The 21,529-nt window shown below is 66.1% G+C and carries 17 protein-coding genes; 11 read left to right on the top strand and 6 right to left on the bottom strand.

The features are described 5' to 3' along the window. Window positions 1–13 precede the first annotated feature (13 nt). From GTA51_RS11410 to GTA51_RS11400, 3 genes are all read right to left on the bottom strand, one after another. Complete coding sequence (locus GTA51_RS11410; protein ID WP_160961208.1) at window positions 14–895, bottom strand: CoB--CoM heterodisulfide reductase iron-sulfur subunit B family protein; 882 nt, start codon at window positions 893–895, stop codon at window positions 14–16. Next, a complete protein-coding gene (locus tag GTA51_RS11405) occupies window positions 892–1,452 on the bottom strand; it encodes a 4Fe-4S dicluster domain-containing protein (RefSeq protein ID WP_160961207.1) in 561 nt (186 codons plus the stop codon). Before GTA51_RS11405 ends, GTA51_RS11410 begins: the two co-directional genes overlap by 4 nt. Window positions 1,453–1,960: 508 nt before the next feature. Continuing rightward, window positions 1,961–3,142 (bottom strand): iron-containing alcohol dehydrogenase, encoded by a 1,182-nt coding sequence (locus GTA51_RS11400; RefSeq protein WP_160961205.1) that lies wholly within the window; start codon window positions 3,140–3,142, stop codon window positions 1,961–1,963. A gap of 625 nt (window positions 3,143–3,767) precedes the next feature. Here GTA51_RS11400 and GTA51_RS11395 point away from each other — a divergent pair. Then, on the top strand, window positions 3,768–4,220 hold the full coding sequence (locus tag GTA51_RS11395) for an arsenate reductase ArsC (RefSeq protein ID WP_160961204.1): 453 nt from the start codon (window positions 3,768–3,770) through the stop codon (window positions 4,218–4,220). A 147-nt stretch (window positions 4,221–4,367) separates the two neighbouring features. After that, the gene (locus GTA51_RS11390; protein ID WP_160961202.1) at window positions 4,368–4,802 is read left to right on the top strand and encodes an arsenate reductase ArsC; all 435 of its coding nucleotides are present in this window, start codon (window positions 4,368–4,370) and stop codon (window positions 4,800–4,802) included. Between the two features lie 315 nt (window positions 4,803–5,117). Here the strand turns inward: GTA51_RS11390 and rpiA are convergent, their stop codons facing one another. Then, window positions 5,118–5,849 (bottom strand): ribose-5-phosphate isomerase RpiA, encoded by a 732-nt coding sequence (rpiA, locus tag GTA51_RS11385; RefSeq protein ID WP_160961201.1) that lies wholly within the window; start codon window positions 5,847–5,849, stop codon window positions 5,118–5,120. A gap of 255 nt (window positions 5,850–6,104) precedes the next feature. Here rpiA and GTA51_RS11380 point away from each other — a divergent pair, with 255 nt between their 5' ends. The 3 genes from GTA51_RS11380 to GTA51_RS11370 all read left to right on the top strand — a co-directional run bounded on the left by GTA51_RS11380 (window position 6,105) and on the right by GTA51_RS11370 (window position 9,080). Beyond that, window positions 6,105–6,977, top strand: coding sequence for a transaldolase family protein (locus tag GTA51_RS11380; protein WP_160961199.1), 873 nt, complete (start codon window positions 6,105–6,107; stop codon window positions 6,975–6,977). Between the two features lie 175 nt (window positions 6,978–7,152). Beyond that, the gene (locus tag GTA51_RS11375; protein WP_160961198.1) at window positions 7,153–7,533 is read left to right on the top strand and encodes a response regulator; all 381 of its coding nucleotides are present in this window, start codon (window positions 7,153–7,155) and stop codon (window positions 7,531–7,533) included. Then, window positions 7,530–9,080 (top strand): SidJ-related pseudokinase, encoded by a 1,551-nt coding sequence (locus GTA51_RS11370; RefSeq protein WP_160961196.1) that lies wholly within the window; start codon window positions 7,530–7,532, stop codon window positions 9,078–9,080. The genes GTA51_RS11375 and GTA51_RS11370 overlap by 4 nt, the downstream gene beginning before the upstream one ends. 198 nt (window positions 9,081–9,278) lie before the next feature. On the opposite strand, the gene GTA51_RS11365 is transcribed toward GTA51_RS11370, so the two are convergent. After that, window positions 9,279–11,747, bottom strand: coding sequence for an ATP-binding protein (locus GTA51_RS11365; RefSeq protein WP_160961194.1), 2,469 nt, complete (start codon window positions 11,745–11,747; stop codon window positions 9,279–9,281). A gap of 2 nt (window positions 11,748–11,749) precedes the next feature. Further along, a complete protein-coding gene (locus GTA51_RS11360; protein WP_160961193.1) occupies window positions 11,750–13,018 on the bottom strand; it encodes an ABC transporter substrate-binding protein in 1,269 nt (422 codons plus the stop codon). Between the two features lie 247 nt (window positions 13,019–13,265). Here GTA51_RS11360 and GTA51_RS11355 point away from each other — a divergent pair, with 247 nt between their 5' ends. From GTA51_RS11355 to GTA51_RS11330, 6 genes are all read left to right on the top strand, one after another. Further along, the gene (locus tag GTA51_RS11355) at window positions 13,266–13,949 is read left to right on the top strand and encodes a winged helix-turn-helix domain-containing protein (RefSeq protein WP_160961191.1); all 684 of its coding nucleotides are present in this window, start codon (window positions 13,266–13,268) and stop codon (window positions 13,947–13,949) included. 3 nt (window positions 13,950–13,952) lie between these two features. Further along, the gene (locus tag GTA51_RS11350) at window positions 13,953–15,422 is read left to right on the top strand and encodes an ATP-binding protein (RefSeq protein WP_160961190.1); all 1,470 of its coding nucleotides are present in this window, start codon (window positions 13,953–13,955) and stop codon (window positions 15,420–15,422) included. A gap of 79 nt (window positions 15,423–15,501) precedes the next feature. Beyond that, window positions 15,502–16,263 (top strand): phosphate ABC transporter ATP-binding protein PstB, encoded by a 762-nt coding sequence (pstB, locus tag GTA51_RS11345; protein WP_160961188.1) that lies wholly within the window; start codon window positions 15,502–15,504, stop codon window positions 16,261–16,263. A gap of 232 nt (window positions 16,264–16,495) precedes the next feature. Next, on the top strand, window positions 16,496–17,659 hold the full coding sequence (locus GTA51_RS11340) for a HAMP domain-containing protein (RefSeq protein WP_160961186.1): 1,164 nt from the start codon (window positions 16,496–16,498) through the stop codon (window positions 17,657–17,659). A gap of 11 nt (window positions 17,660–17,670) precedes the next feature. Next, window positions 17,671–19,134, top strand: a complete 1,464-nt coding sequence (locus GTA51_RS11335; RefSeq protein ID WP_160961185.1) for a hypothetical protein — start codon at window positions 17,671–17,673, stop codon at window positions 19,132–19,134. A 3-nt stretch (window positions 19,135–19,137) separates the two neighbouring features. After that, window positions 19,138–21,393: a DUF3536 domain-containing protein gene (locus GTA51_RS11330; RefSeq protein ID WP_160961183.1), complete on the top strand. Its 2,256-nt coding sequence runs from the start codon at window positions 19,138–19,140 to the stop codon at window positions 21,391–21,393. The last annotated feature ends 136 nt before the right edge of the window (window positions 21,394–21,529 follow it).

The following is a 21,529-nucleotide window of genomic DNA, read 5'->3' as shown; positions in this document are numbered from 1 at the left end:
CCTATGCTCCCTGTTAGTCCGCGCCCGACAAGGCCTTGGAAAGGACGGGCCTCGGATCGACGTTGAGTTGGCCGAAACCGATTTCCGCATCCGGAATGTTGAGCGCCACGCCCATGAGCTGGGTGAAGTAGGGCACCGGGGTACGGTAGCTGGTGCCCATGGCCCGATTGATCTGCCCTTGTCTGAGGTCAAGGTTCATCTGGCACAGGGGGCAGGCCACGGCGATCATGTCCGCATCCAGGCCAGCGGCGGCTTCCAGGAGCTTGCCGGACAGCTTCGCCACCACATCGGGCCGGGGGATGCCGTAGGAGGCCCCGCAGCATTCGACCTTGAGCGGAAAGGGAACGACTGTTGCGCCCAGGGCGGTCAGGATGTTGTCCATGGCCATGGGGTTCTCGCAGTCGTCAAAGGCCATCAGCTCCGGCGGCCGGTTCATGATGCAGCCGTAGTAGCAGGCCACCTTGAGCCCCTTTAAGGGCGTGCGCACGGCCGAAGCGATGGTGTCCAGGCCAACGGTTTCCACCAGGGCCTGGAGCACGGAGATGGCGTTGACGTCGCCGCCGTAGGGATCGTCCAGAAGCTTGTTGACCTTGGCCTTGAATGCGTCACCCTCAATGCGGTGGTTGGCGGTGCGCAGGTTGGTCAGGCAGCTCGGGCAGGGCGTGGCCGCAGCCTTGAGACCCATGTCGGAGACGAGCTGGAGGTTTCTGGCGGACAAGGCGGCGGAGAGGGTGTGGTCCTTGGTGTGGGCCGGGGTGGAGCCGCAGCAGCTCCAATCCGGGATATCGACCAGGGACAGGCCGAGAGCCGCGCACACGGCCCGGGTGGACGTGTCGTACTCCTTGGAGGTGCCCAGGCCCGAACATCCGGGGTAGTAGGCGATGGCTTCGCTCATGAGTTGGACTCCCTGTCAAAACGCTCGAAAATCCGGGCAACGTGCTCCTTGCCCTGGATGTCGTGGGGCTTTAAAGCGAGCTTGCCCTTGGGCAGGATTTTGGGGCCCAGATCCATGTCGGTCCAGAAGCGCCCGGTCTTGGTCACGTAGTTGATCAAAAGGCCCATTTCAAAGACCCGGCCGTGGGCGCGCACGGAGTCCAGAAAGCTGTCCCAGAAGGTCTTGACCTGGGGCACGGCGGCCAGCCCCTCGCGCCGGGCCATGTGGCGCAGCACGTCCATGATACAGGCGACGTCGATGTTGTTGGGACAACGGGTGGTGCAGGATTCGCAGGTGGCGCACAGCCAGATGGACTTGCTGGAAAGTACGGTCTTTTTCTGGCCCATCTGGACGAGTCGCATGATCTGACTGACGGGTATGTCGTAAGCGAAGGTGTACGGACAGCCAGCCGTGCAGTTCCCGCACTGGTAGCACAGGCTGACTTTCTGACCGGACTCCTCCTCCACCCTGTGTACGAAATCCTCGTCATGGTCGCGGGTGAGATTGATGATGTTCATGCAGTCCTATCCGGTTGACGTGAAAGGTGACGACACGATCGCAAGCGAAGCGTCCCGGAGTCCAGACCCCCGGTGAACACGACGACCGCAGCCCGGGGTGGATAGCACGGCGGTCAGTGGTTTTCCACCCCGGACCGGGCGTCGAGCCTGGAGGAAATAGCTGGTAAATTCAGTTGCTTGCGCATAATCCGAGTGATCCAGGCGGTGGGCTTTGTATCACTTCGGAACAAAGTCGAAAAAATTTGAGCCCTTCCGGGCTGCGTTCTCAGTCCTCTTGGACAGGGGGAAACAGCATCCTGCGTCCAAAAAGGCATGGTCTTCGCCGCTGCCACGGCTGGTACCATGTCGCTGTTGCCGATGTTGTCACGCTGGACCTGTTCGGCCTGGCTGACCGTGGCGTTGCGACCGTAACCGGTGGCAATGCGCCCTGCCGGACAGGCTTTCGTTCCCTGCGTCGCCAGGCATAAACGGGGGGGCCAAAGCCCCCCCGTTTGTGAGTCCGATTCCCTTACAGGGCGGCGGTGAAGATGTCGGTAACGTCCTTGTCGGTCGGGCAGCGGGGGTTGGTGAAACCGCAGGCGTCCTTCTGGGCGTTGCCGGTCATGGTCGGGATGTCGGAAGCCTTGACATCCTTGCCGTACTTCTTGCCAAGGTCGATCAGGCCGGCCGGGATGCCGACGTCGGCGGACAGCTGACGAATGGCCTTAAGAGCCAGTTCGGCGGCGTCACGGGGGGCCAGGCCGGCGATGTTCTCGCCCATGATCTCGGCCATGGCGGCGAACTTCTCGACTTTGGCGATCAGGTTGAACTTCTCGACATGGGGCAGCAGGATGGCGTTGCACTCGCCGTGGGGCAGGTCATAGAAGCCGCCCAGCTGGTGCGCCATGGCGTGGACGTGGCCCAGGGAGGCGTTGTTGAACGCCATGCCGGCCAGGTACTGCGCGAAGCACATGCCTTCGCGGGCTTCGATGTCCTGTCCATTGGCAACGGCCTTGCGCAGGTACTTAAAGATCAGCTTGAAGGCTTCGATGGCGCAAGCGTCGGTCATCGGGTTGGCGATGGTGGACACGAAGGCCTCGACAGCGTGGGTCAGAGCGTCCATGCCGGTGGCGGCGGTCAGCGCCGGGGGCATGCCGACCATCAGGACCGGGTCATCGATGGCGATGTGCGGGGTGACGCGCCAGTCAACAATGGCCATCTTCACGTGGCGGGACAGGTCGGTGATGATGCAGAAACGGGTCATTTCGGAAGCGGTGCCAGCCGTGGTGTTGACGGCCAGGTAGGGCATGAAGGACTTGGTGGACTTGTCCACGCCTTCGAAGTCATGGATCTTGCCGCCGTTGGAGACGACAAGGCCGACGCCCTTGCCGCAGTCATGCGAAGAACCGCCACCCAGGGTGATAAGGCTGTCGCAGCCGTTGGCTTTGTAGACTTCCACGCCCTTGTGGACGTTGGCGTCGGTGGGGTTGGGGATGGTCTCGTCGTAGACATGGTACTTCATGCCAGCGGCGTCGAGCAGATCGGTGATCTGCTTGCAGATACCGACCTTGACCACGCCCTTGTCGGTGACGATCAGCGGTTTCGATCCGCCCAGGGCCTTGATTTTCTCAGGGATCTGTTTGGAAGCGCCGATACCGATAAGGGTCACGCTGGGAATGAAGAAACCGTAAACTTGCTCGCGAACAGCCATGGTGCCAACCTCACTGTGGTTAAGGTTTAGTTTTTGCGAACGGACCCCAAACCTGATTTCCGTTTGGCGTAAGCGTAAACGCTGTTTCCCCTAGAGCAATTCCCGGGCCAAATCTGCACCCTTGGTATTTCAAGCGTTTAAAACGTCAGACCTTTTTTGAAGGGGGGCAGTCTGGCCGATTGCAGGCCCCTTGCGCCGGTTGGAAACAACGGCTGCGGCGGCGCGGTCCCGCAAAACCCGCGCAGTTGGCGGGCTGGCGCGTCTTGGACAACTTGTCCCAGGCCAAACCCCTGGTTGGGTAAAAAGGGGACACTGCCCGGGGTTGGGGCGAGTTGTCTCGCCAGCGGACCGTCCGGGGCCAAAAAAACGCCGAAACCAAGGGCTCTTGGCGGATTTAGGCCGTGGTTGCCACGACGGGACAAAATGACACGGAGCACCTTTGGCCGGGGTTTGGGGGCAGTATCCCGGGCTTTCAGAACCGCAGCCAGGCACGGGATGGAGCACACGAACCTGGGGCGGCCCCTGGCCCCGGGCGTCGAAACGGTGGCCCGGCCACCCGGGGCGTCACCGGATTGCCATATGCGTCGGCTACAGCCTGGACAGCCGGGAAAGCAAGGAGGACGCCATGCGCGTACTGTTTATTTGTGTCCACAACAGCGCCAGAAGCCAGATGGCCGAAGCGTATCTGCGGCAGATGGCCGGAGACGGGGTGACCGTCACCAGCGCCGGTCTCACGCCCACCGTCATTAATCCCCTGGTGGTGGCGGTCATGGCCGAGGACGGCATTGATCTCTCGGGCAAGCAGACCCGCAAGGTTTTTGATCTCTTTAAAGACGGACAGTTGTTTGATTATGTGGTCACGGTGTGCGAAGAGTCCCTGGAAGGCCAGTGCCCGGTGTTCCCCGGCGTGACCCACCGGCTGCATCTGCCGTTTGCCGATCCGGCTGCCGTCGTCGGTTCGCCAGAGGAGCGCCTGGAGCAGGTGCGCCGCATCCGCGACGCCATCAAGGTGCGCATGGCCGATCTGTCCCAGGAACTGACCTCGGGAACCCGCCGGCCCTTGGGCGACGTGTCGTAACTGCCCCCGGCGACCGGGGGGAGGGAGAGGAAGGCAGAAGAGGAAGAATGCCTCCGGCGGCCAAAGGGGTGGCCCCTTTGGAAACCCTCCTGGAAGGCAGGGGGTGAAGGGGGCGCGGCCTCCATTTCCACAGGACGAGAAAGACCAATGAACGAAAAGAAAAACATCCTGTTTCTGTGTACCGGCAACTCCTGCCGCAGCCAGATGGCCGAGGGCTTTGCCCGGGCGCTTCGCAGCGACGTCCTGACCGCTTTTTCGGCCGGCGTGGAAAAGCACGGGCTCAATCCCCGGGCCGTGGCCGTCATGGCCGAGGCCGGGGTGGATATCGCCGGCCAGACGTCCAAGCTCGTGTCCGAGCTGCCGGACGTTTCCTTTGATTATGTGGTGACGCTGTGCGGCTCGGCCCACGATCTGTGCCCGTTTTTCCCTGGGCCGGTCAAAAAGGTCCACATGGGCTTTGAAGATCCTCCCGCCCTGGCCGCAAACGCTGCCACCGAAGAAGAAGCCCTTGGCCACTACCGCCGGGTGCGCGATGCCATCCGCGAATTTGTGGCCGGCTTGCCAGGGAATTTGGACGCGTAGAGAGAAAAGAAAAGAGCCTCCGGCGGCCAAAGGGCTGAGCCCTTTGGAATCCCACCTGGAAGGCAGGGGTTAAGGGGGAACGGCGTTGCCGCGACGGTGGGCAGGAGCAGGCAAGGCCGCATGGCAGGCTTGACAGGAAACACCGTTCTCCAGCGGACCCTCCCTGGCAGTGGAAAATTTTTATGGGGATGCGGCTTGGCGCTTTCACGGTCCACAGCCGAACAGTTTGCCTGCTACCGTCCATAACCCCTTAAATTACTCCTCCCGCCAAGGGGGTCCGGGGGGGATTATCCCCCCCGGCCGCCGGAGGCTCTCTTAGCCGGCCGGACGCGCCAGTTCCCGCACGCCGTCCGGGCCGGCGACGATGGCCAGGGCGGCCAGGCCGATAAAAAGGCCGTGGCCGGCCACCCCGGCTCGGGCGTCGAGGACGGCGGCCAGCCCGGCCGGATCGGCCAGGGGGCCGAAGGCGCAGTCGAGAATGACGTTGCCGCGCTGGGTGCGCATGGGGTCGCCGTCCGGGCGCAGCCGCAGGGCCGGATGCCCGCCGATGGCGACCAGAAAATCCTTGGTCGGGGCCAGGGCAAACGGCGTGACCTCCACCGGCACGGCGTGGCGCGTACCCAGGCGCGGCGACAGTTTGCCGGCGTCGGCCACGAGCACAAACCGCTCGGCCGCCTGTCCCACGATCTTTTCATAGAGCAGCGCCCCGCCCCCGCCCTTGATGCAGTCAAGCTGCGCATCGATTTCATCGGCCCCGTCCAGGCCCAGATCAAGGGCCGGCCAGTCATCCAGGCTGCCCACCGGCAGGCCGTGCCGCCGCAAGGCTGCGGCCATGAAATGGGCGGCCGGCACAAAAATGGCTCCGTCCAGCTCGCCCCCCCGCCACCGCTTGGCCAGATGCGGCACAATGGCCACGGCCGTGGACCCGTGCCCCAGGCCAACGGCCATGCCGGCCTGGACCAGCCCGGCAGCCCGGGCGGCAGCGGCCTGTTTCCAGGACGCCACGATTTCCGGATCAGGAGAAGGTGTTGGGTTTGCGTCGGGCATGGTTTCCTCCAGTGGGATGGGTTCCTGGCAGCCACGCTAGCACAGGCAAGGCGCAAGGGACAATCGCCGGGCCGGGCGGTTCAGGCCGCGTTTGCGGCGCGTGCGGCGCTTGCACGCCGGGCGTCGCGCCGTGGCCGCCGAATCGTTTGCAATTATCCGCCAAAGTGTGTTTAGGTTCTGGCACTGTTGCGCTGCCGGCGTCTGTTTGCGCCGACGCTTGCGTCAAAACGGTCAAACCCATGCTGCGAGGCCCATATGCGACCCGAGAATCTCAAAACCCGTATTTTTCTCGACGGGGCCGATCCCCAGGAAACCCGCACGGTCATGGCCGCTCTCGGCTTTCTCGACGGCCAGACAACCAATCCAAGCCTGCTCGCCAAAAACCCCGAAGCGCAAGCCCACAAGGTCGATGGCAACAAGTTCAGCAGCACGGCCATCTACGACTTCTACAAGGCGCTGTGCCAGGAACTGTCGGCCATGCTGCCAAACGGCTCCATTTCCATAGAAGTCTACGCCGACGCCACCACCACGGTGGACAATATGCTGCGCCAGGCCCGGTCCTTTGATACCTGGATTCCCAACGCCCATATCAAGCTGCCGACCACGACTGCCGGGTTGGAGGCTGCGGCCGTGCTCACCGGCGAGGGCCGGCGCGTCAATATGACCCTGGTCTTTAGCCAGTCCCAGGCCGCCGCCGTCTATGCCGCCACCAAGGGTGCCGGGCGCGGCGACGTGTTCCTGTCGCCCTTTATCGGCCGCCTCGACGACCGGGGCGAAAACGGCATGGACCTGATCAAAGACATCCTGGCCCTGTACGCCCCGGGCGACGGCCATGTGGAAGTGCTCACCGCCAGCGTGCGTTCCATGGAGCATTTCCTGTGTGCCCTGGCCCAGGGCAGCGATATCATCACGGCCCCGGCCACGGTGCTGCTGGCCTGGGCTGCGGCCGGAAAGCCCGTGCCGGCCGCCGACTACGCCTACGCGCCCGTCGGACTGGCCCCCATCCCGGCCGAGGCGCTGCCCCTTACCAAACCCTGGCAGGACTACGCCATCGGCCATCCCCTGACCGAGTCCGGGCTGGCCAAGTTTGCTGCCGACTGGAATTCGCTCATTGACATGGGTTCTTAAATCCTGTCCGGGCGACGGCTGTTGCGCGGCAAAAGAGTCGTCTTCGCCGGCCCTTGGGGCCGGCGGGGAGTGTAAGCTGGCGCTTTTGCCGGCAAAGCATTGACAACGCGTCGGCGGGCGACCATTCTAGAGGAGAGCAGTACGATTTTGCCCTCGGGGTAAAGGAGTTTGCAGTATGATTGCGGCGCGCGTTATGATCGTGGAAGATGAAGCCATTACGGCTATGGCCACTGGGGCGATGATCAAGCGCCTGGGCCATGTCGTGTCGGCTGCGGTGGGCACGGGCCAGGACGCCCTGGACGCCTTCCGCCGGCAGCGCCCCGATCTTGTGCTCATGGACATCCGCCTCGATGGCGATCTCGACGGCATCGAAACGGCCAAGCTCATGCGCCGCGACAGCAACGTCCCGGTGGTGTTTGTCTCGGCCTTTGTCGATGACGCCACCCGCAACCGGGCCGCCGAGGCCGGGTCTTTCGATTTCATGGCCAAACCCCTGGACGAATACGATCTGAAGGATTTGCTCGCCCGTCTGCTGCCGATGGTAGGGGACCATTGACCGAAGCCGGTTTTGCGGCCTACGGCCTGGACGGCGATTTTACCGCCGCCTATCTGGCTGCCCGGCGGGTGGCTGATCTGGCCGAGCGCGATCCTGACGCCGTCACCCCGGACACCGTGGCCGCCCTGGCCACGCTGCTCACCCGCAACGATCACGTCCGCCAGACCCAGGCCCGCATCCTCTACCGCGACGCTGCCGGCGCGCTGGTGTCGCTATTGGCCAACGGCCCGCCCGCTCTGGCCACGGCCTCGCGCCACGCCCTGACCAAGGCCCTGGGCACGCCGGGAAAGCCGCGTCTGGCCACAGCCGAAGCGGTGGGTGCCTTGCCCCTGGCCGGTCTGGCCGGGCCGGCCGTCTCCCTGCCCGAGCCCGTGGCCGCGCCGGCTTCGTTTGCCGCGCTGCTCGATGTCGCCCATGTTCCCCCGGACAGCCGCGTGCGTGTGGCCGGACGCAGCCTGCTCATGACCACGGCCGATCCCGGGGTGCTGCTGGTGGTCAAACGGTTGCGCCGGGACGAAGATCCCCTGGGCCTGGCCCGGGAGGCGGCCTGGATGACGCATTGCGCCGACCTCCCCTTTCCCGTGCCCTGCCATGTGCCCACACCCCTGTCCCGGGGGAGCGCGCCGCTGTGGGCCGTTGCCGACGCGCCCTCTCCCCTGCCCGGACTCGATGGGGCCGGGCGCTGTCTGGCCTACCGGGCCAGCTCCGCCTATTTTGCCTATCCCAACGACCCGGGGCGGGACGGCCTCCCGGACGCGGACACCTTTGTCGCGGCCATGACCCGGGCCGCCGTGCTGTTGGGCTGGCTGGCCGGACAGGGCATTGTCCACGAGGCCGCCATTCCGCTGTTTCACAACCGGGTCCAGCAGGGCCGGCGCGAGGACGGCGGGCTTTACGACTGGCGGTTGCCCGGCCGACTCGACCGCTGGCTGCACAGCGCCCTGCACCCCAATTTCGGCCTGTCGGGCCTGCGCGATTTCGAGCATTTCGCCTCCCTTGGCAGCCGGCCGGTACGCCTGTACCGCCAGATGGGCGATCATCTGCTGAGCCTGTTTCTGGTGGCCGGGAGCTATTTCCGCATGCGCGACCCGCAGTTAATCGGCCGTGGGCCGGATGGCGCGCCGGTGGACGCCCGGCACCTTTTTGACCCGGACTTGCTGGCCCGGGTCGTGGCCGAGGCCGTGGCCGGCTATCAGGAAGGCTTTGTGGGCGCTGCGGGCGCGCTGCCGCCCTTTGACGCCCGGGAACTGGCCCGGCGCATGGTGGAGGAGATGGGGGTTGACCGCCACATGGACGAACTGCTGCGGCGCGATGATCAGGCGGCCATGACCGATGCGGCCTTTCGGGAATTTCTGCTGGCCCGGGGCATGGCCGCCGAGACCGTCGCCGGCCTGACCCGGGGCGAGGCCGACGTGGCCATCCCCACCGGACCGCATCTTGGGGCCTTTAACAACCGCACCAGCCTGCCCGAACTCAATGAGGCCACAGCCGCAGCCGTGGCCGCCTGCCTCGCCACCCGCCACGCCCACGACCGTATTGGTAATTAAAGAGTGCCTCCGGCGGCCGGGGGGATGATCCCCCCGGACCCCCCAACGAGAAAAGTTTTTCAAGGGGTTCTGGACGTTGGCGGGCACATTGGCCGGTTACCGGCCTGGACAGCCGGGCTTCCCCTTAAGCCCTTGCCTTCCAGGAGGGATTCCAAAGGGGTCACCCCTTTGGCCGCCGGAGGCCTCTTCTCTCTTCTCTTAATCCGGTATGATAATAACGCACACTCCCGGGAAGGCGGACAGGCGGGCAAGGTCCAGGTCGTGGCCCAGGGAGGCGGGCACGAACACCGTGCCGACGAAGCCTCGTTCCACGGCCTGCCACAGATGCGCTTCATGGGCCACGGCGGTGACGTCTCCCGGGCACATGAGAAAGCGCCGTGACAGCCGGCGGCCGCCGTCGGCAGCGTAGACCAGACAGGGCCGGACATCGTCTTCTCCTGGCCCTTCCAGCAGATTCTTGACCGCCGCCAGCAAGGCCTCTTCGTCCACCGGTTTGACCATGACCGCGTCGGCACCGCTTTGGGCGCGTTCCCGGCTGGAGGCCACGGTCACCACCATGACCGGGATGTTGCGGGTGGCGTCGTCGGCCCGCAACTGCCGGATGGTTTCCCGGCCGTCCATGCCGGGCATGTGCAGATCCATGGTGATGCATTCGGGCTGCCACAGGGCGGCCAGCCGCAGGGCTTCGCCGCCGCCGGAGGCTGTGGCCACGGCGTAGCCGGCCTCGGTCAGTATGGTTTCCAGGTAACGGCGTACGGCTGCGTCGTCGTCCACCACCAGCACCCGGCGGCTGTTGGCGTCCCTGGGGGGCAGGGCGTAGAGCGGCAGGGGGCAGGCATCTGCCGTCACAGTGCCGTCCAGGACGGGCAGGATAAAGATGAAGGCGCTGCCCTGGCCGGGGGTGCTTTCGGCCCAGATGCGCCCGCCGTGGCGTTCGACGATCTGGCGGCAGATGGGCAGGCCAAGGCCGGTGCCTTTGGGCTTTTCGGTCAGGGTGTCGCCGGCCTGCTTGAATTTCTCGAAAATCCGCTCCAGATCGGCGGCGGCGATGCCGGTTCCGGTATCGCGCACGGCCACCCGGATGTCGCCGGCCTGGATGGCGGCTTCCAGGACGATGCTGCCGGTTTCGGTAAATTTGATGGCGTTGCCGATGAGGTTGAGCAGCACCTGCACCAGCCGGTCCCGGTCGCCGGGCACGGCCGGCAGATCGGGGTCGATCCGGCTGGTCAGGGACAGTCCTTTGCGGGCGGCCAGGGGGGCGGCGGTCTTGACGGCGTGGTCGATGACATCGGCCAGATGGACGGGTTTCATGTCCCATTCGCAGCGGCCGGACTCCATTTTGGCGATGTCGAGCACGTCATCCACCAGTTCGGTGAGGCGTTCGCCTTCGGACACGATGATGTCGAGATTGTCGCGGATCTGTTCGACCCCGCGTGCCAGCTTGGGGTTGCCCGTATCCAGGGCCGGGGTGACGAGGTCCACGAATTTGCGCCGGATGATCTTGGCAAAGCCCAGCACCGAAGTCAGCGGCGTGCGCAGTTCGTGGGACACGGTGGAGATGAATTCGGTCTTCATCCGGTCCACCTCTTTTTCCACGGTGATGTCGCGCACGAGCAAAATGGTGGCGGCCCGGGCCTCGCCGGGCAGGGTAAACGGCGTGGCCACGGCCTTGCCCGTGCCGCCGCCGGCCAGACGCACCTCGTCGGCGCACAGGCCCGACTCCCGGCGCGCCGCCGCCGCCAGGGCGGCCAGGACGGCCGGGAAGGCGTCGCGCACATTGCGGCCCGTGGGGTCGGCACCGGTTAAGTCGAACATGGCCAAAAGGGCCGGGTTTAAAAGAGTGATGCGGCCCTCGTCGTCCACCACCAGGAGTCCGTCCACCAGATTGTCGATGATGGCCTGGATGTGGGCCAGGGAATCCTTGAGTTCGAGCGTGGTGCTGGCCACGGCCTGCTTGAGGCCGGTGACCTGCACCGCGAGCTGGTCGGCCATGGAGGCCATGGCCCGGGCCAGGACGCCCACCTCGTCGTCACCGGCAGGCGGCGGGGCGGCCGAAAAGTCGTGGTCGCGGATCTTGACGGCATAACCGGCCAGGGCGGTCAGCGGTCTGGCGATGCCCCGGACCAGGGCGTAAAAGATCACCACGGCCACGGCAAAAATAACCAGCATGAGCGCTTCCTGGCGGATGACCGCCTCGCGCATGACCCGCCAGATGCCGGCCTTGTCCATGCCGACGCTGACCTGCCCGGCCTCGCCGGCCAGGATAGGGGCGGTGACCTGGATGAATTTGCCATGCTCCGGGATGACGGCGTCGTCCACGGACAGGCCCTGGGCGTGGCCCACGGTCACCACCGGCACGCTGCGCGGCATGACCGGCATAAAGGTGTGGGCCGTGACCCGGCCCATACGATCCACCACGAAGACATAGCCCACGCCGTCGATGTGGAGAAATTCATCGATCATGGCCTGGACCGAGGCGGCGTCCCCGGCCACCAGGGCGTCGGGGCTGGCGGCGGCGATGGCCATGGCGATGGCCCGGCCCTTGGTCACGTATTCGTCGGTGAGGTGGCGATGGAGCAGCCAGGCCGAGAGCAGGGCCGTGGCATTGGCCGAGACGCCAAAGACCAGGACGATGACCAGCAGGGTTTTGCGAAAGATGCGCGACACGATTATTCCTCGACCGCCGCCACAGAGGCGAGCAAGGGTTCGAGGCGGCCTTTGCGGGCCGTGGACAGGTAGACCATGTCCAGGGCCTGATGGCTGGCTCCGCTTAAGGACACGGGCAGGCCGATGCCGATGTCGGCCGGTCCGATGGACGTGGCGGCTGCATCGAGGCCGTGCCGATCGGTGGGATCGGGCATGGCGGCCAGGATCGCCAGCAGGAGCCGGGCGTTTAGGTAGCCTTCAAAGCCCACGGCGCTGCCTTCTCTGGGAGACTCGGTGTGCCAGCCGCCGGGCGGCGGCAGGCGGTTGCCCAGCTCGGCCAGGGCGTGGCGGTAGTCCACGGCTGCCGGCAGGGCGTCGTCGCGCCAGTCCGGGGTGACCTGGGACAGGACCAGGTTTTTTTCCAGGTCGAGACCGCAGCGCAGGCTTTCGCCAACGAGTTGGCGCAGCAGGATGTCGCCGCCGGCAAAAGACACCAGCCCCACGGTGGCGTCGGAGCCGGCCTGGCGCAGATCGCGGATCAGTGCCGTGCAGGCCGGCCCGGACCCCACCACCAAAATGGCCTGGGGTGTGCAGGCGGCCAGGCTGCGGACCTGGGCCGTCAGGTCGTCCCCCTGGGTGACGGTCCGGGCAAAGGTGGCCTCGCCGCACAGCGACAAGCCCCGGCGGGCCAAGGCCCGGCGCGCTCCATCCCAGCCGCTGCGGCCAAAGGCGTCGGCCTGGTGGCAGATGGCGATGCGGGTCATCCCCTGCCCGGTGAAACAGGCCACCAGGGCCTCGATCTCCTGGCGGTAGGAGGCGCGCAGATTGTAGACGTAGCGCACGTAAGGCTGGGTGCGCGAGGCTTCAAGGCCCGTGACCGGGAAGAAAAGCCGCGCCCCCTGGTCGGCGTAGGCCCGCAACACCGGCAACACCCGGCTGACGGTGGGCGTGCCGAGTTGGGAAAAAAGGGCCAGCACCCGGTCGCGGGTGAGAAAGCGCACGGTGTTTTCGATGGCCGGGCCGGGCTCGTAGCCGTCGTCGGCTGCCAGCAGCTCGATGGGCGGCTGGCCCGGGGCGCGCTGGCTGTTGTAGCGGTTAAAGCAGGCGGCCGCTCCCCGGTACAACTCCACGGCCATGGCCCGGGTCGGCCCGGTAAACCCGGCCGTCATGCCGAGTTTCGTGACCGCAGCACCCTCGTCCGCCCACCCGGTGCCGGCCGTTAACAGCAGGAGCAGCGCGGCGGCTGCCGCGTATTCCCCAAGGCGTGCCCGAAGGCGTAACCAACCCGCCATGTGCCATGCCCTTTGCGCCGCGTCGGCCGGGCGCGCAAAATTTTGAAGTATGGCACCTTAGGCTGATTTGGAAAATGCGTCAAACCGGCGCGGCAACCGAAACGCCGAGGCTTTGCGCGGCCTGAAACGGCCCGGATGGCGGGATTGCGCTTTGCGGCGAGTGGTGTCACACAATCGTCACGCGTCATTCATCGCGGCGTCAAGGCAGCGTGTTCTTTCGTGATGTCCTAAACACCGAGGTGGCCGCATGACCAAGGATACCATCCTGATTGTCGAAGATGACGAAGATATTGTCGAACTGCTGGCCTTTAATCTGCAAAGCGCCGGTTTTGCCACCGAAACGGCACGCGACGGGTACGAGGCCCTGACCAAGGCCCGGCGTTCGCCGCCGGCCGGCGTCATCCTCGACCTCATGCTGCCGGGGCTGGACGGTTTTTCGGTGTGCAAGGAACTCAAGCGCGACCCCAAGACCGCCGCTGCCCCCATCATCATGTTAACGGCCCGGGGCGAGGAAGTGGACCGCATCGTCGGCCTGGAACTGGGGGCCGACGACTACGTGGTCAAACCCTTTTCCCCCCGGGAACTGATCCTGCGCCTGCGGGCCGTGCTCAAGCGCCATGCCCCGGAGCCGGACAAGCGGCAGGTGCTGGCCCGCGACGGCCTGTCCGTGGACATGGCCGCCCACCGGGTCAGCCTTGATGGCCAGGAAATCGTGCTCACCGCCACGGAATTCAGGCTGTTGGCCGAACTGCTGCAAAGCTCCGGCCGGGTGCTTACCCGGGACCGCCTGCTCAATTCGGTCTGGGGCTACGAATTCGAGGGCTACGCCCGCACCGTGGATACCCATGTCCGCCGCCTGCGCCAAAAGCTCGGCCATTTTTCCGACATGATCGAGACGGTCCGGGGCGTGGGCTACCGGTTTAAGGAATAAGCGGTGGCCGGCTCTGTCGCTTCCGGGCTTCGGGCCACCGGCATCTGTCTGGCCGTGACCGCCGTCGCCCTTGCCGTGGCCCAGTTCGTGCCCGATTCGGCCACGCGGCTGGCGCGCCTGGGCGGCCTGGGCGCGGCCCTGCTCCTGGCCGGAATGGCCTTTTGGCTGTTAAGCCGCCGCTTATCCCAGTCCCTGGCCGAGGTCATCGACGTGGCCCGGGCCATTGGCGGCGGCGATTACCGTCGCCGGCTCCATCTGTCCCCGGGGGGCGAGTTTGTCGTCCTGGCCGAAGCCGTCAACCAGATGGCCCGGGGTATCGAAGCCAACATTGCCACCATCACCGACCAGAAAACCCAGTTGCAGGCCATTCTCGACGGCATGCGCGAGGCGGTCATGGTCCTGGACGCCGCCGGCCGGATTCGCTCGGCCAACCCGGCCCTGGGCAGCGTCGCCCCCATTGCCGGTTCGCCGCTGGGCCGCCGGCCCATCGAGGTCATTCCCAGCCCGGAGCTGCAAATGGCCTGCGACCGGCTGCTGGCCGGACAGGACGCGCCGGTGGAAGGGGCTGTGACCCTGGAAGCCAAGCTCGGTCCGGGCCGGTTTTACGAGGTGTCCCTGGTGCGCCTGGGTGCCAGCGGCGGGGCGGCCGATCCGGGTGCGGTGCTGGTCTTTCACGACGTTTCGGAAACCCGCAAGCTCTCCCGGGTGCGCCGGGATTTCGCGGCCAACGTCACCCATGAGCTGCGAACGCCCCTGACCTCGATCAAGGGCTACGCCGAGACGCTCCTTGGAGCCGCGCCGGAACTGGCGGTGGAAAAGCGCCGTTTTCTGGAAGTGATCCTTAAAAACGCCAACCACATGTCCAAGATGGTGGACGATATTTTAAACCTCGCGCGCATGGAGGAAGCCCAAGGACCGGCCCCCGACGTCCGGGCCGAGGTCGGGACCGCCCTGGCCGACGCCATCCGCGAATGCGAACCGTTGGCCCAGGCCCGCGGGCTGCTGCTCGAACGCCGTCTGCCGCCGGACGGTGTGGGCGTGGCCTGCGACAGCGGACAACTTTGCCAAGTCTGGCGTAATCTCCTTGAAAACGCCATCCGCTTTGGCCCCGAAGGCTCGCGCATCGCCATGACCGCCGAGGTCGACCCGGCCCGGGGAATCGCCACCTGCTCCGTGCTGGACCAGGGGCCGGGCATCCCACCCGAAGAGCGCCAGCGCATCTTTGAGCGCTTTTACCGGGTGGAACGGCATCGCTCCAAAACCCCCGGCAGTACCGGCCTGGGTCTGGCAATTGTCAAGCATATCGTGGAGCGCCATGGCGGTCGGATATGGGTGGAACGCGGGCGGGGCGAGATGACCGGGGCCGCCTTCCATTTTTCCCTGCCGCTGGCCAAGGCCCAGGAGCAAACCGCCCCTGTCGTGGGCCAAACCGCAGCCGAGGTCCGGCCCGACCCGCTGCCGTCGCCGTCGTGATGTCCTGTCCACGCCGGACAAGCCGCCTGTCACAGGGTGGTGTCGCCCACCGAAACGGAAGCAGAAAAGGAAACGCCCCATGTCCGAGATCATAAAGTTGGTCGCCCGCAGCCTCAATTTCTATTACGGCCGGTTTAAAGCCCTGCAAGACATCAACCTGAGCATCTTCGAGCATCAGGCCACGGCGCTCATTGGCCCTTCGGGTTGCGGCAAATCCACCTTCCTGCGTTGCATCAATCGCATGAACGACCTCATTCCCGGGGCACGGGTCGAAGGCGAGATGCTGCTCGACGGCGGGGATGTCTATTCTTCGGGGCTGGACGTGGTGGAACTGCGCCGCCGGGTGGGCATGGTCTTTCAAAAGCCCAACCCCTTTCCCAAGACCATTTTCGAGAACGTGGCCTATGGCCTGCGGGTGGGCGGGGCGCGCGACAATACCTTTATTTCCCAGCAGGTGGAAAAAAGCCTCAAGGACGCCGCGCTTTTTGACGAGGTCAAGGACCGGCTCCACGACTCGGCCCTGGGCCTGTCCGGCGGCCAGCAGCAGCGCCTGTGCATCGCCCGGGCCCTGGCCATCGAACCGGAAATCCTGCTCATGGACGAACCGGCCTCGGCGTTGGACCCCATTGCCACCCAAAAGATCGAGGAACTTATCCACGATCTGAAAAAACGCTTTACCATCATCATCGTCACCCACTCCATGCAGCAGGCCGCCCGGGTGTCCGACCGCACGGCCTTTTTCTACATGGGCCGGCTCATTGAGGAAGACGCCACCGAAACCATCTTCACCCGGCCGGCCCAGAAGCAGACCGAGGACTACATCACCGGCCGCTTCGGTTGAGGCTTGCGCCCAGGGGCTCTTCGGGAGCCGGACGGCACGATGGCGTCGGTCCCTGTCGGGGATGTGGAACCGAGCATCGGTTCAAAGCAATTCGGGGGCCGGGCGGCAATGTGCCCCCGGCCCCCTTTGATTTCCTTTCAATATTCGATACAGGTTGAAGCCTCTTGCCCGGGAGCCGGGTTGTTGTTGCCGTTGCCCCCGTGCCGCATTTCCAAACAAAGGACGCACCGGCATGAGGTTTCCGCTTTTTCCCGTCAAAATCGGCGTGGCCGTCTGTCTGCCCGCCGTTGCCGCTTTGCTGCTGGGACTCTTCGCCGTTTCCCGCCTGGACGGATTGGCCGAGCGTTCCCGGAATCTGGAAACCGCTCGGCTCCCCCGGGCCGATCTGGCCGCCGCCGTGGAACGCCGGCTGCTGCTGGCGGCCCAGGCCATCCGGGGCTATGCCCTGTCCGGCGAGCGCGAGGCCCTGGAACGGGCCAAAAAAGAACTGGCCCAGGCTGCCGACGCCCTGCAGGCCGCCAAGGAGGCCGCAACCCGGCCGGGCATGGAAGGTCTGGCCGCCGAAGCCGCCAAGATCGGTTTTTTTCTCGACACCTATAAAAAAGCCGCCGAATCCGCCGTTGCCGCCAACGACCGGGTGGCCCAGGCCCGCACTGCCTTGACCACGGCCCAGGACGCCTACGCCGCAGCCGTGGCCGGCTATATCGAATTGAAGACTGCCCAGTGGGACAAGGAACTGGCGACCAAATATCCCCAGCCCGACGTCCTGCGGCTGCACGCCAAGCGCTTAAAAACCGCCCAGGCCGTCCAGGACGCCGGCCGCGACGTGCGTCTGGCCGCCGAGTCGGCCAAGGCCGACCGCGATCCGGCCAAACTCTCCCAGGCACTTACCCGCTATGACGAGGCCGAGGCAGCGCTTCGCGACATCAAGGCCGGTAGCGACGAGGAAACCAAACGCTTGGGCCCGATCTTTACCGCCCTGGCCGGCTGCCGGCAGTCGGCCACCACCTTGTTGGCCGACTGGGAGACGCTGCGGGCCACCGGCCGTCAGATCCTTGAGGCCGAGCGGGCCGCCGTCGCCGCCGGCACGGAACTCGGCGGTGCCACCCTGGCCGAAGCGGCGGCCGACGCCTCGGGGCTGGGCAATGCCTTGACCATCTCCCGGCGCATCCTCGGCGGCGCGGCCTGGGCCATCCTGCTTGGGGGCGCGGCCTTTGCCGTGGCCATGGCCCTGGTCCTGGGCGTGCCGGTTCGCCGCTGTTCCCTTTTCGCCCGGGATCTGTCCGCTGGCCGCATCACCGACAAGCTGACCGTTTCCGGCCGCGACGAAGTGGGGCAGTTGGCTGAAAGCCTGAAGGAAATGGCCCGGCGCATCGGCAAGCGTCTGGCCCGCTAGCCGGGCGTTTCATGACCGCGCGCATCCTTTGCCTGACCCTGGCCCTCCTGTTCCTGGCCCTTGCCCCCCTGGCAGCGGCCAAACCACCGGAATTTCGAGGTATCGTCTTCGGTTCGGCCCTGGCCGACAACCCGGGCCTGACCCACGTCGGCGATGCCGGGCCGGTGGCGTTTTACCGTCGCGACACCGAAAAGCCGGTTTTTGGTGAAGAGTGCGCCACCGAGGTGCGCTACGGCTTCTCCAGGGGCCTGTTTTTTTTCGCCCGCATGACCCTGGCCGGCTGCCAGGGCCTGGGGGCCTTGGTCCAGGCCTTTGAGGCCAAATACGGTCTGCCGGCCCGGGAAGGCGCACCGGGCTTTGTCCGGCTGGTCTGGCGGCTGCCGACCTTGACCGTCAGCCTGTCCCACTTCGCCCGGGAAGGGACCACCGAAGTGGATTACGTTTTTTTGCCCAATCTGGCCCACGAGGAGCGCGAAACCTGGCAAAGCGCCGAAGATGTCCGCGCCCGTGGCCCCATCGGCTTTCGCGGCCTGCGCTTTGGCCGCGAGATTGCCAGCCTCCCGGGTCTGACCCTGGCCTACAAGGAAGGCGTGGCCGAGTACTACCGGCGGGCCGGGGAACGCCTGGAATTGGGCGAAACGCGCTTAAGTGACATTCTGTACGGTTTTTACGAAGGGAAATTTTTCGCCGTGCTCATGCGGGCCGACACAGCCGCCGATTTTGACGCCCTGCGCCAGGCCTACGCCGCCAAATACGGCGCTCCCCGGGCCATCCCCGCCACCCTGGAAGAGGAACTCGTCTGGAGCTGGCCCACCGCCCAGATCGCCCTGTCCCGGGATACCGCTGCCGGCGGCCTGGCCATCCGCTACGCCGACGCGGGCCTGCTGGCCAAAGTCGTGGCCGCCGAAGCCGCATCCGGCCGGCCGCCGTCGCTGTCCGGGGGGCTGCGCATCTTTTCCAAGGGCGATCCGCCGCGTTCCTTTCGCGGGGCTGCCTTTGGTTCGCCCGAATCCAGCTTGCCTGGCGGCGAATACCTTTTCGGCCACCGGGGGCGGCGCTACTTCCGCCGGGCTGACGAGCGGCTGGTGCTGGGCGATATTCCCCTTCTTGCCGTGCTGTACGCCTACGACGGCGGCAAACTCTCCGGCGTCGCCCTGACGGTCGCGCCCTCGGGCAACGATGCCCAGGGCGACTACGCCCGGGTGCTCGACGCCTACACCGCCAAATACGGCCCGCCCGCGGATCGCCCCGGCGAGGACGGCAGCCGCCTGCACCTGTGGTCCTGGCCGGGACTCTCCTTGGCGCTCATTCGCCCGGCCCAGGGGCCGCTGGAGGTCCACTACATCGACGCCTCGCTGCTGCGTCGCCGCGAAGGCTCCCTGGCCGAGCGCGCCCTGGATGTCCTGGATCAAAAGACTTTTACGCCCCCGGACAGCGGGGGCAGCCGCATCGAACGCACCAACGGACAGGAGTGATTCATGGACCGCGCCCTTTGCATTCACGGCCATTTTTACCAGCCGCCCCGCGAAGATCCCTGGCTCGGCCGCATCCTGCCCGAAGGCAGCGCCGCCCCGGCCATTCACTGGAACGAACGCATCTGCCGCGAATCCTACGCCCCCATGGCCCGGGCCAGACGCCAGGACGGCAGCGGGCGCATCGTCGAACTCGTCAACTGCTATTCGCTGATGAGCTTTAACGCCGGCCCCACGCTCATGTCCTGGATGGCCCGCTCCGCCCCGGACACCTACGCGCGCATCCTCGAAGCCGACCGCGACAGTCTGGCCCGCCTGGGCCACGGCAACGCCCTGGCCCAGATCTATCACCACGTCATCATGCCGCTGGCTTCCCCGCGCGACAAACAGCTCGAAGTCCGCTGGGCCGTGGACGATTTCACCGCCCGCTTCAAACGCGCCCCGGAAGGCATGTGGCTGTCCGAAACCGCCGTCGATACCCCGACCCTGGAAACACTCGCCGACGCCGGCATCCTTTTCACCATCCTGGCCCCGTCCCAGGCCACGGCGGTCAGCGACGACGCCAAAAACTGGCGCGACGTGGACGCCGGCTCCCTGGATATCCGGGAACCCTATGCCGTGCGTCTGCCGTCCGGGCGCAGCATCGCCGTTTTTTTCTACCATGGCCCCCTGTCCCAGGCCGTGGCCTTCGACCATCTGCTGGCCGACGGTGAACAGTTCTTCCGCCGCCTCTCCAGCGCGGCCGGGCCGGGCCTTTTATCCCTGGCTACTGACGGCGAAACCTACGGCCACCATTTCAAATTCGGCGAAATGGCCCTGGCCTATGCCCTCGATCAGGCCCGGTCCGGCCGCGACGGCCTCACACTCACCAACTACGCTGCCTATCTGGCCGCCAACCCGCCCCGCCGATACGTGCGCATCCGCGAAGTCTCGGCCTGGAGCTGCGCCCACGGCGTCGAACGCTGGCGCTCGGACTGCGGCTGCACCGCCGGCGATCACGCCGGCAGCTACAACCAACGCTGGCGCGCCCCCTTGCGCAACGCTCTTGATCTCCTCAAATCCCGTCTGGACGCCCACTACGACACCACTGGCGCGTCCCTTTTTAACGACGCCGAAAAGGCCCTTGTCGCCTACGGCGGCGTCCTGGCCGGCGTGGTCTCCAAAGAAGCCTTCGAGCACGTCCATATGGTCCCCAAAACCAGCCCCACCCAGCGCGGCATGGCCTGGAAACTGCTCTCCATGCAGGCCTGGGGACTGGCCTCGTTTGCCAGTTGCGCCTGGTTTTTCGACGAAATATCCCGCCTGGAACCCGTTAATGCCCTGACCTTTGCCCTGCGCGCCGCCGAACTGGCCCGGGCCACCGGCATGGCCGATCCCGAACCCGACGTGACCGCCATCCTGGCCGAGGCCCTCTCCAATGAGCCGGCCATGGGCACCGGCCGCGACATCTGGAACAATCTGGCCAAACCCCGGCGCGAAACTCCGAAAACCCTCGTCACCCAGGCGTTATTGACCCTGGCCCTGGAAAACCGGCTCCCGGCCGGCGGCCACGACGCCACCGTCTTCTGGCCCGGCGTGGACGTCACCATCCGCCTCGACGACGCCGCCAGCAAAGGGATCTCCGGCACCGCCGCCATCCTCTACCGCCTGGAAACCGCCGCCGACGTCTTCGCCCTGACCTACACCCCGACCACCGCCGCCGACCCCTTTGCGGGCTGCGCCAGCATCCAGCCCGCCACCGGTGGCCCGGAACAAGGCTTTTGCTTTGAAAACGTCGGCCTGCCCGTCAACAAACGCCAGGCCCTGGCCGACGCCTTCACCCGCCACGCCGAGGCCGCCTTTTTCGCCGACAATCTGGCCCAGGCCGCCATTGCCCGGTCCCTAGTCACCGAACGCCAGGAAGCCCAGCAGACCATCACCCTGGCGCCGCTGCTGCTGCCGCTGTGGCCGGGACTTATCTGGCACGAAGTCTTTGAACTGCCCCTGGCCGAAAAACGCCGCGAACTGCTGCTCCTGTTCCTCAAAAATACCGGCCACGACTCGCCCGTCAAAGCTGCCCTGGAAGCGCGCCTGGCCGCCGAAACCGCCCGGCTCATCAGCCGACCGGACCCCGACTGGCAACTGCTCGCCCGCCTTATCGCCCACGCCGCCGACCTCGACCTGCACCCCGACTGGTGGGCCGCCCAAAACGCCCTGTGGGAACGGCGGCCGTTTACCGGCAGCGCCCGGGAACTGGCGTCGGCGCTCGGGTTTGCGGTCTAGGCGAAAGCGAAGAGAATCGGGGCTTTGCCCCGAACCCCACCGGGGGGATGATCCCCCCGGACCCCCGCGATGGGGCGGGTGGGGGTACGTGAGAGAATGGGCGGCGGGATTGGGGCGCTGGCCCCGGGCAGAAGCC

The organism is Solidesulfovibrio aerotolerans (assembly GCF_009856865.1).
GTDB classification, from domain to species: Bacteria; Desulfobacterota; Desulfovibrionia; order Desulfovibrionales; family Desulfovibrionaceae; genus Solidesulfovibrio; species Solidesulfovibrio aerotolerans.
The sequence above is the reverse complement of the archived record's forward strand: the minus strand, read 5'-3'. Positions and strand labels throughout refer to the sequence as shown.

What these genes read in the sequence shown, in the direction of transcription:
- GTA51_RS11410 (WP_160961208.1), bottom strand. Translation starts at nt 895, where the DNA reads ATGAGCGAAGCCATCGCCTACTACCCCGGATGTTCGGGCCTGGGCACC.
- GTA51_RS11405 (WP_160961207.1), bottom strand. Translation starts at nt 1,452, where the DNA reads ATGAACATCATCAATCTCACCCGCGACCATGACGAGGATTTCGTACAC.
- GTA51_RS11400 (WP_160961205.1), bottom strand. Translation starts at nt 3,142, where the DNA reads ATGGCTGTTCGCGAGCAAGTTTACGGTTTCTTCATTCCCAGCGTGACC.
- GTA51_RS11395 (WP_160961204.1), top strand. Translation starts at nt 3,768, where the DNA reads ATGCGCGTACTGTTTATTTGTGTCCACAACAGCGCCAGAAGCCAGATG.
- GTA51_RS11390 (WP_160961202.1), top strand. Translation starts at nt 4,368, where the DNA reads ATGAACGAAAAGAAAAACATCCTGTTTCTGTGTACCGGCAACTCCTGC.
- rpiA (WP_160961201.1), bottom strand. Translation starts at nt 5,849, where the DNA reads ATGCCCGACGCAAACCCAACACCTTCTCCTGATCCGGAAATCGTGGCG.
- GTA51_RS11380 (WP_160961199.1), top strand. Translation starts at nt 6,105, where the DNA reads ATGCGACCCGAGAATCTCAAAACCCGTATTTTTCTCGACGGGGCCGAT.
- GTA51_RS11375 (WP_160961198.1), top strand. Translation starts at nt 7,153, where the DNA reads ATGATTGCGGCGCGCGTTATGATCGTGGAAGATGAAGCCATTACGGCT.
- GTA51_RS11360 (WP_160961193.1), bottom strand. Translation starts at nt 13,018, where the DNA reads ATGGCGGGTTGGTTACGCCTTCGGGCACGCCTTGGGGAATACGCGGCA.
- GTA51_RS11355 (WP_160961191.1), top strand. Translation starts at nt 13,266, where the DNA reads ATGACCAAGGATACCATCCTGATTGTCGAAGATGACGAAGATATTGTC.
- pstB (WP_160961188.1), top strand. Translation starts at nt 15,502, where the DNA reads ATGTCCGAGATCATAAAGTTGGTCGCCCGCAGCCTCAATTTCTATTAC.
- GTA51_RS11340 (WP_160961186.1), top strand. Translation starts at nt 16,496, where the DNA reads ATGAGGTTTCCGCTTTTTCCCGTCAAAATCGGCGTGGCCGTCTGTCTG.
- GTA51_RS11335 (WP_160961185.1), top strand. Translation starts at nt 17,671, where the DNA reads ATGACCGCGCGCATCCTTTGCCTGACCCTGGCCCTCCTGTTCCTGGCC.
- GTA51_RS11330 (WP_160961183.1), top strand. Translation starts at nt 19,138, where the DNA reads ATGGACCGCGCCCTTTGCATTCACGGCCATTTTTACCAGCCGCCCCGC.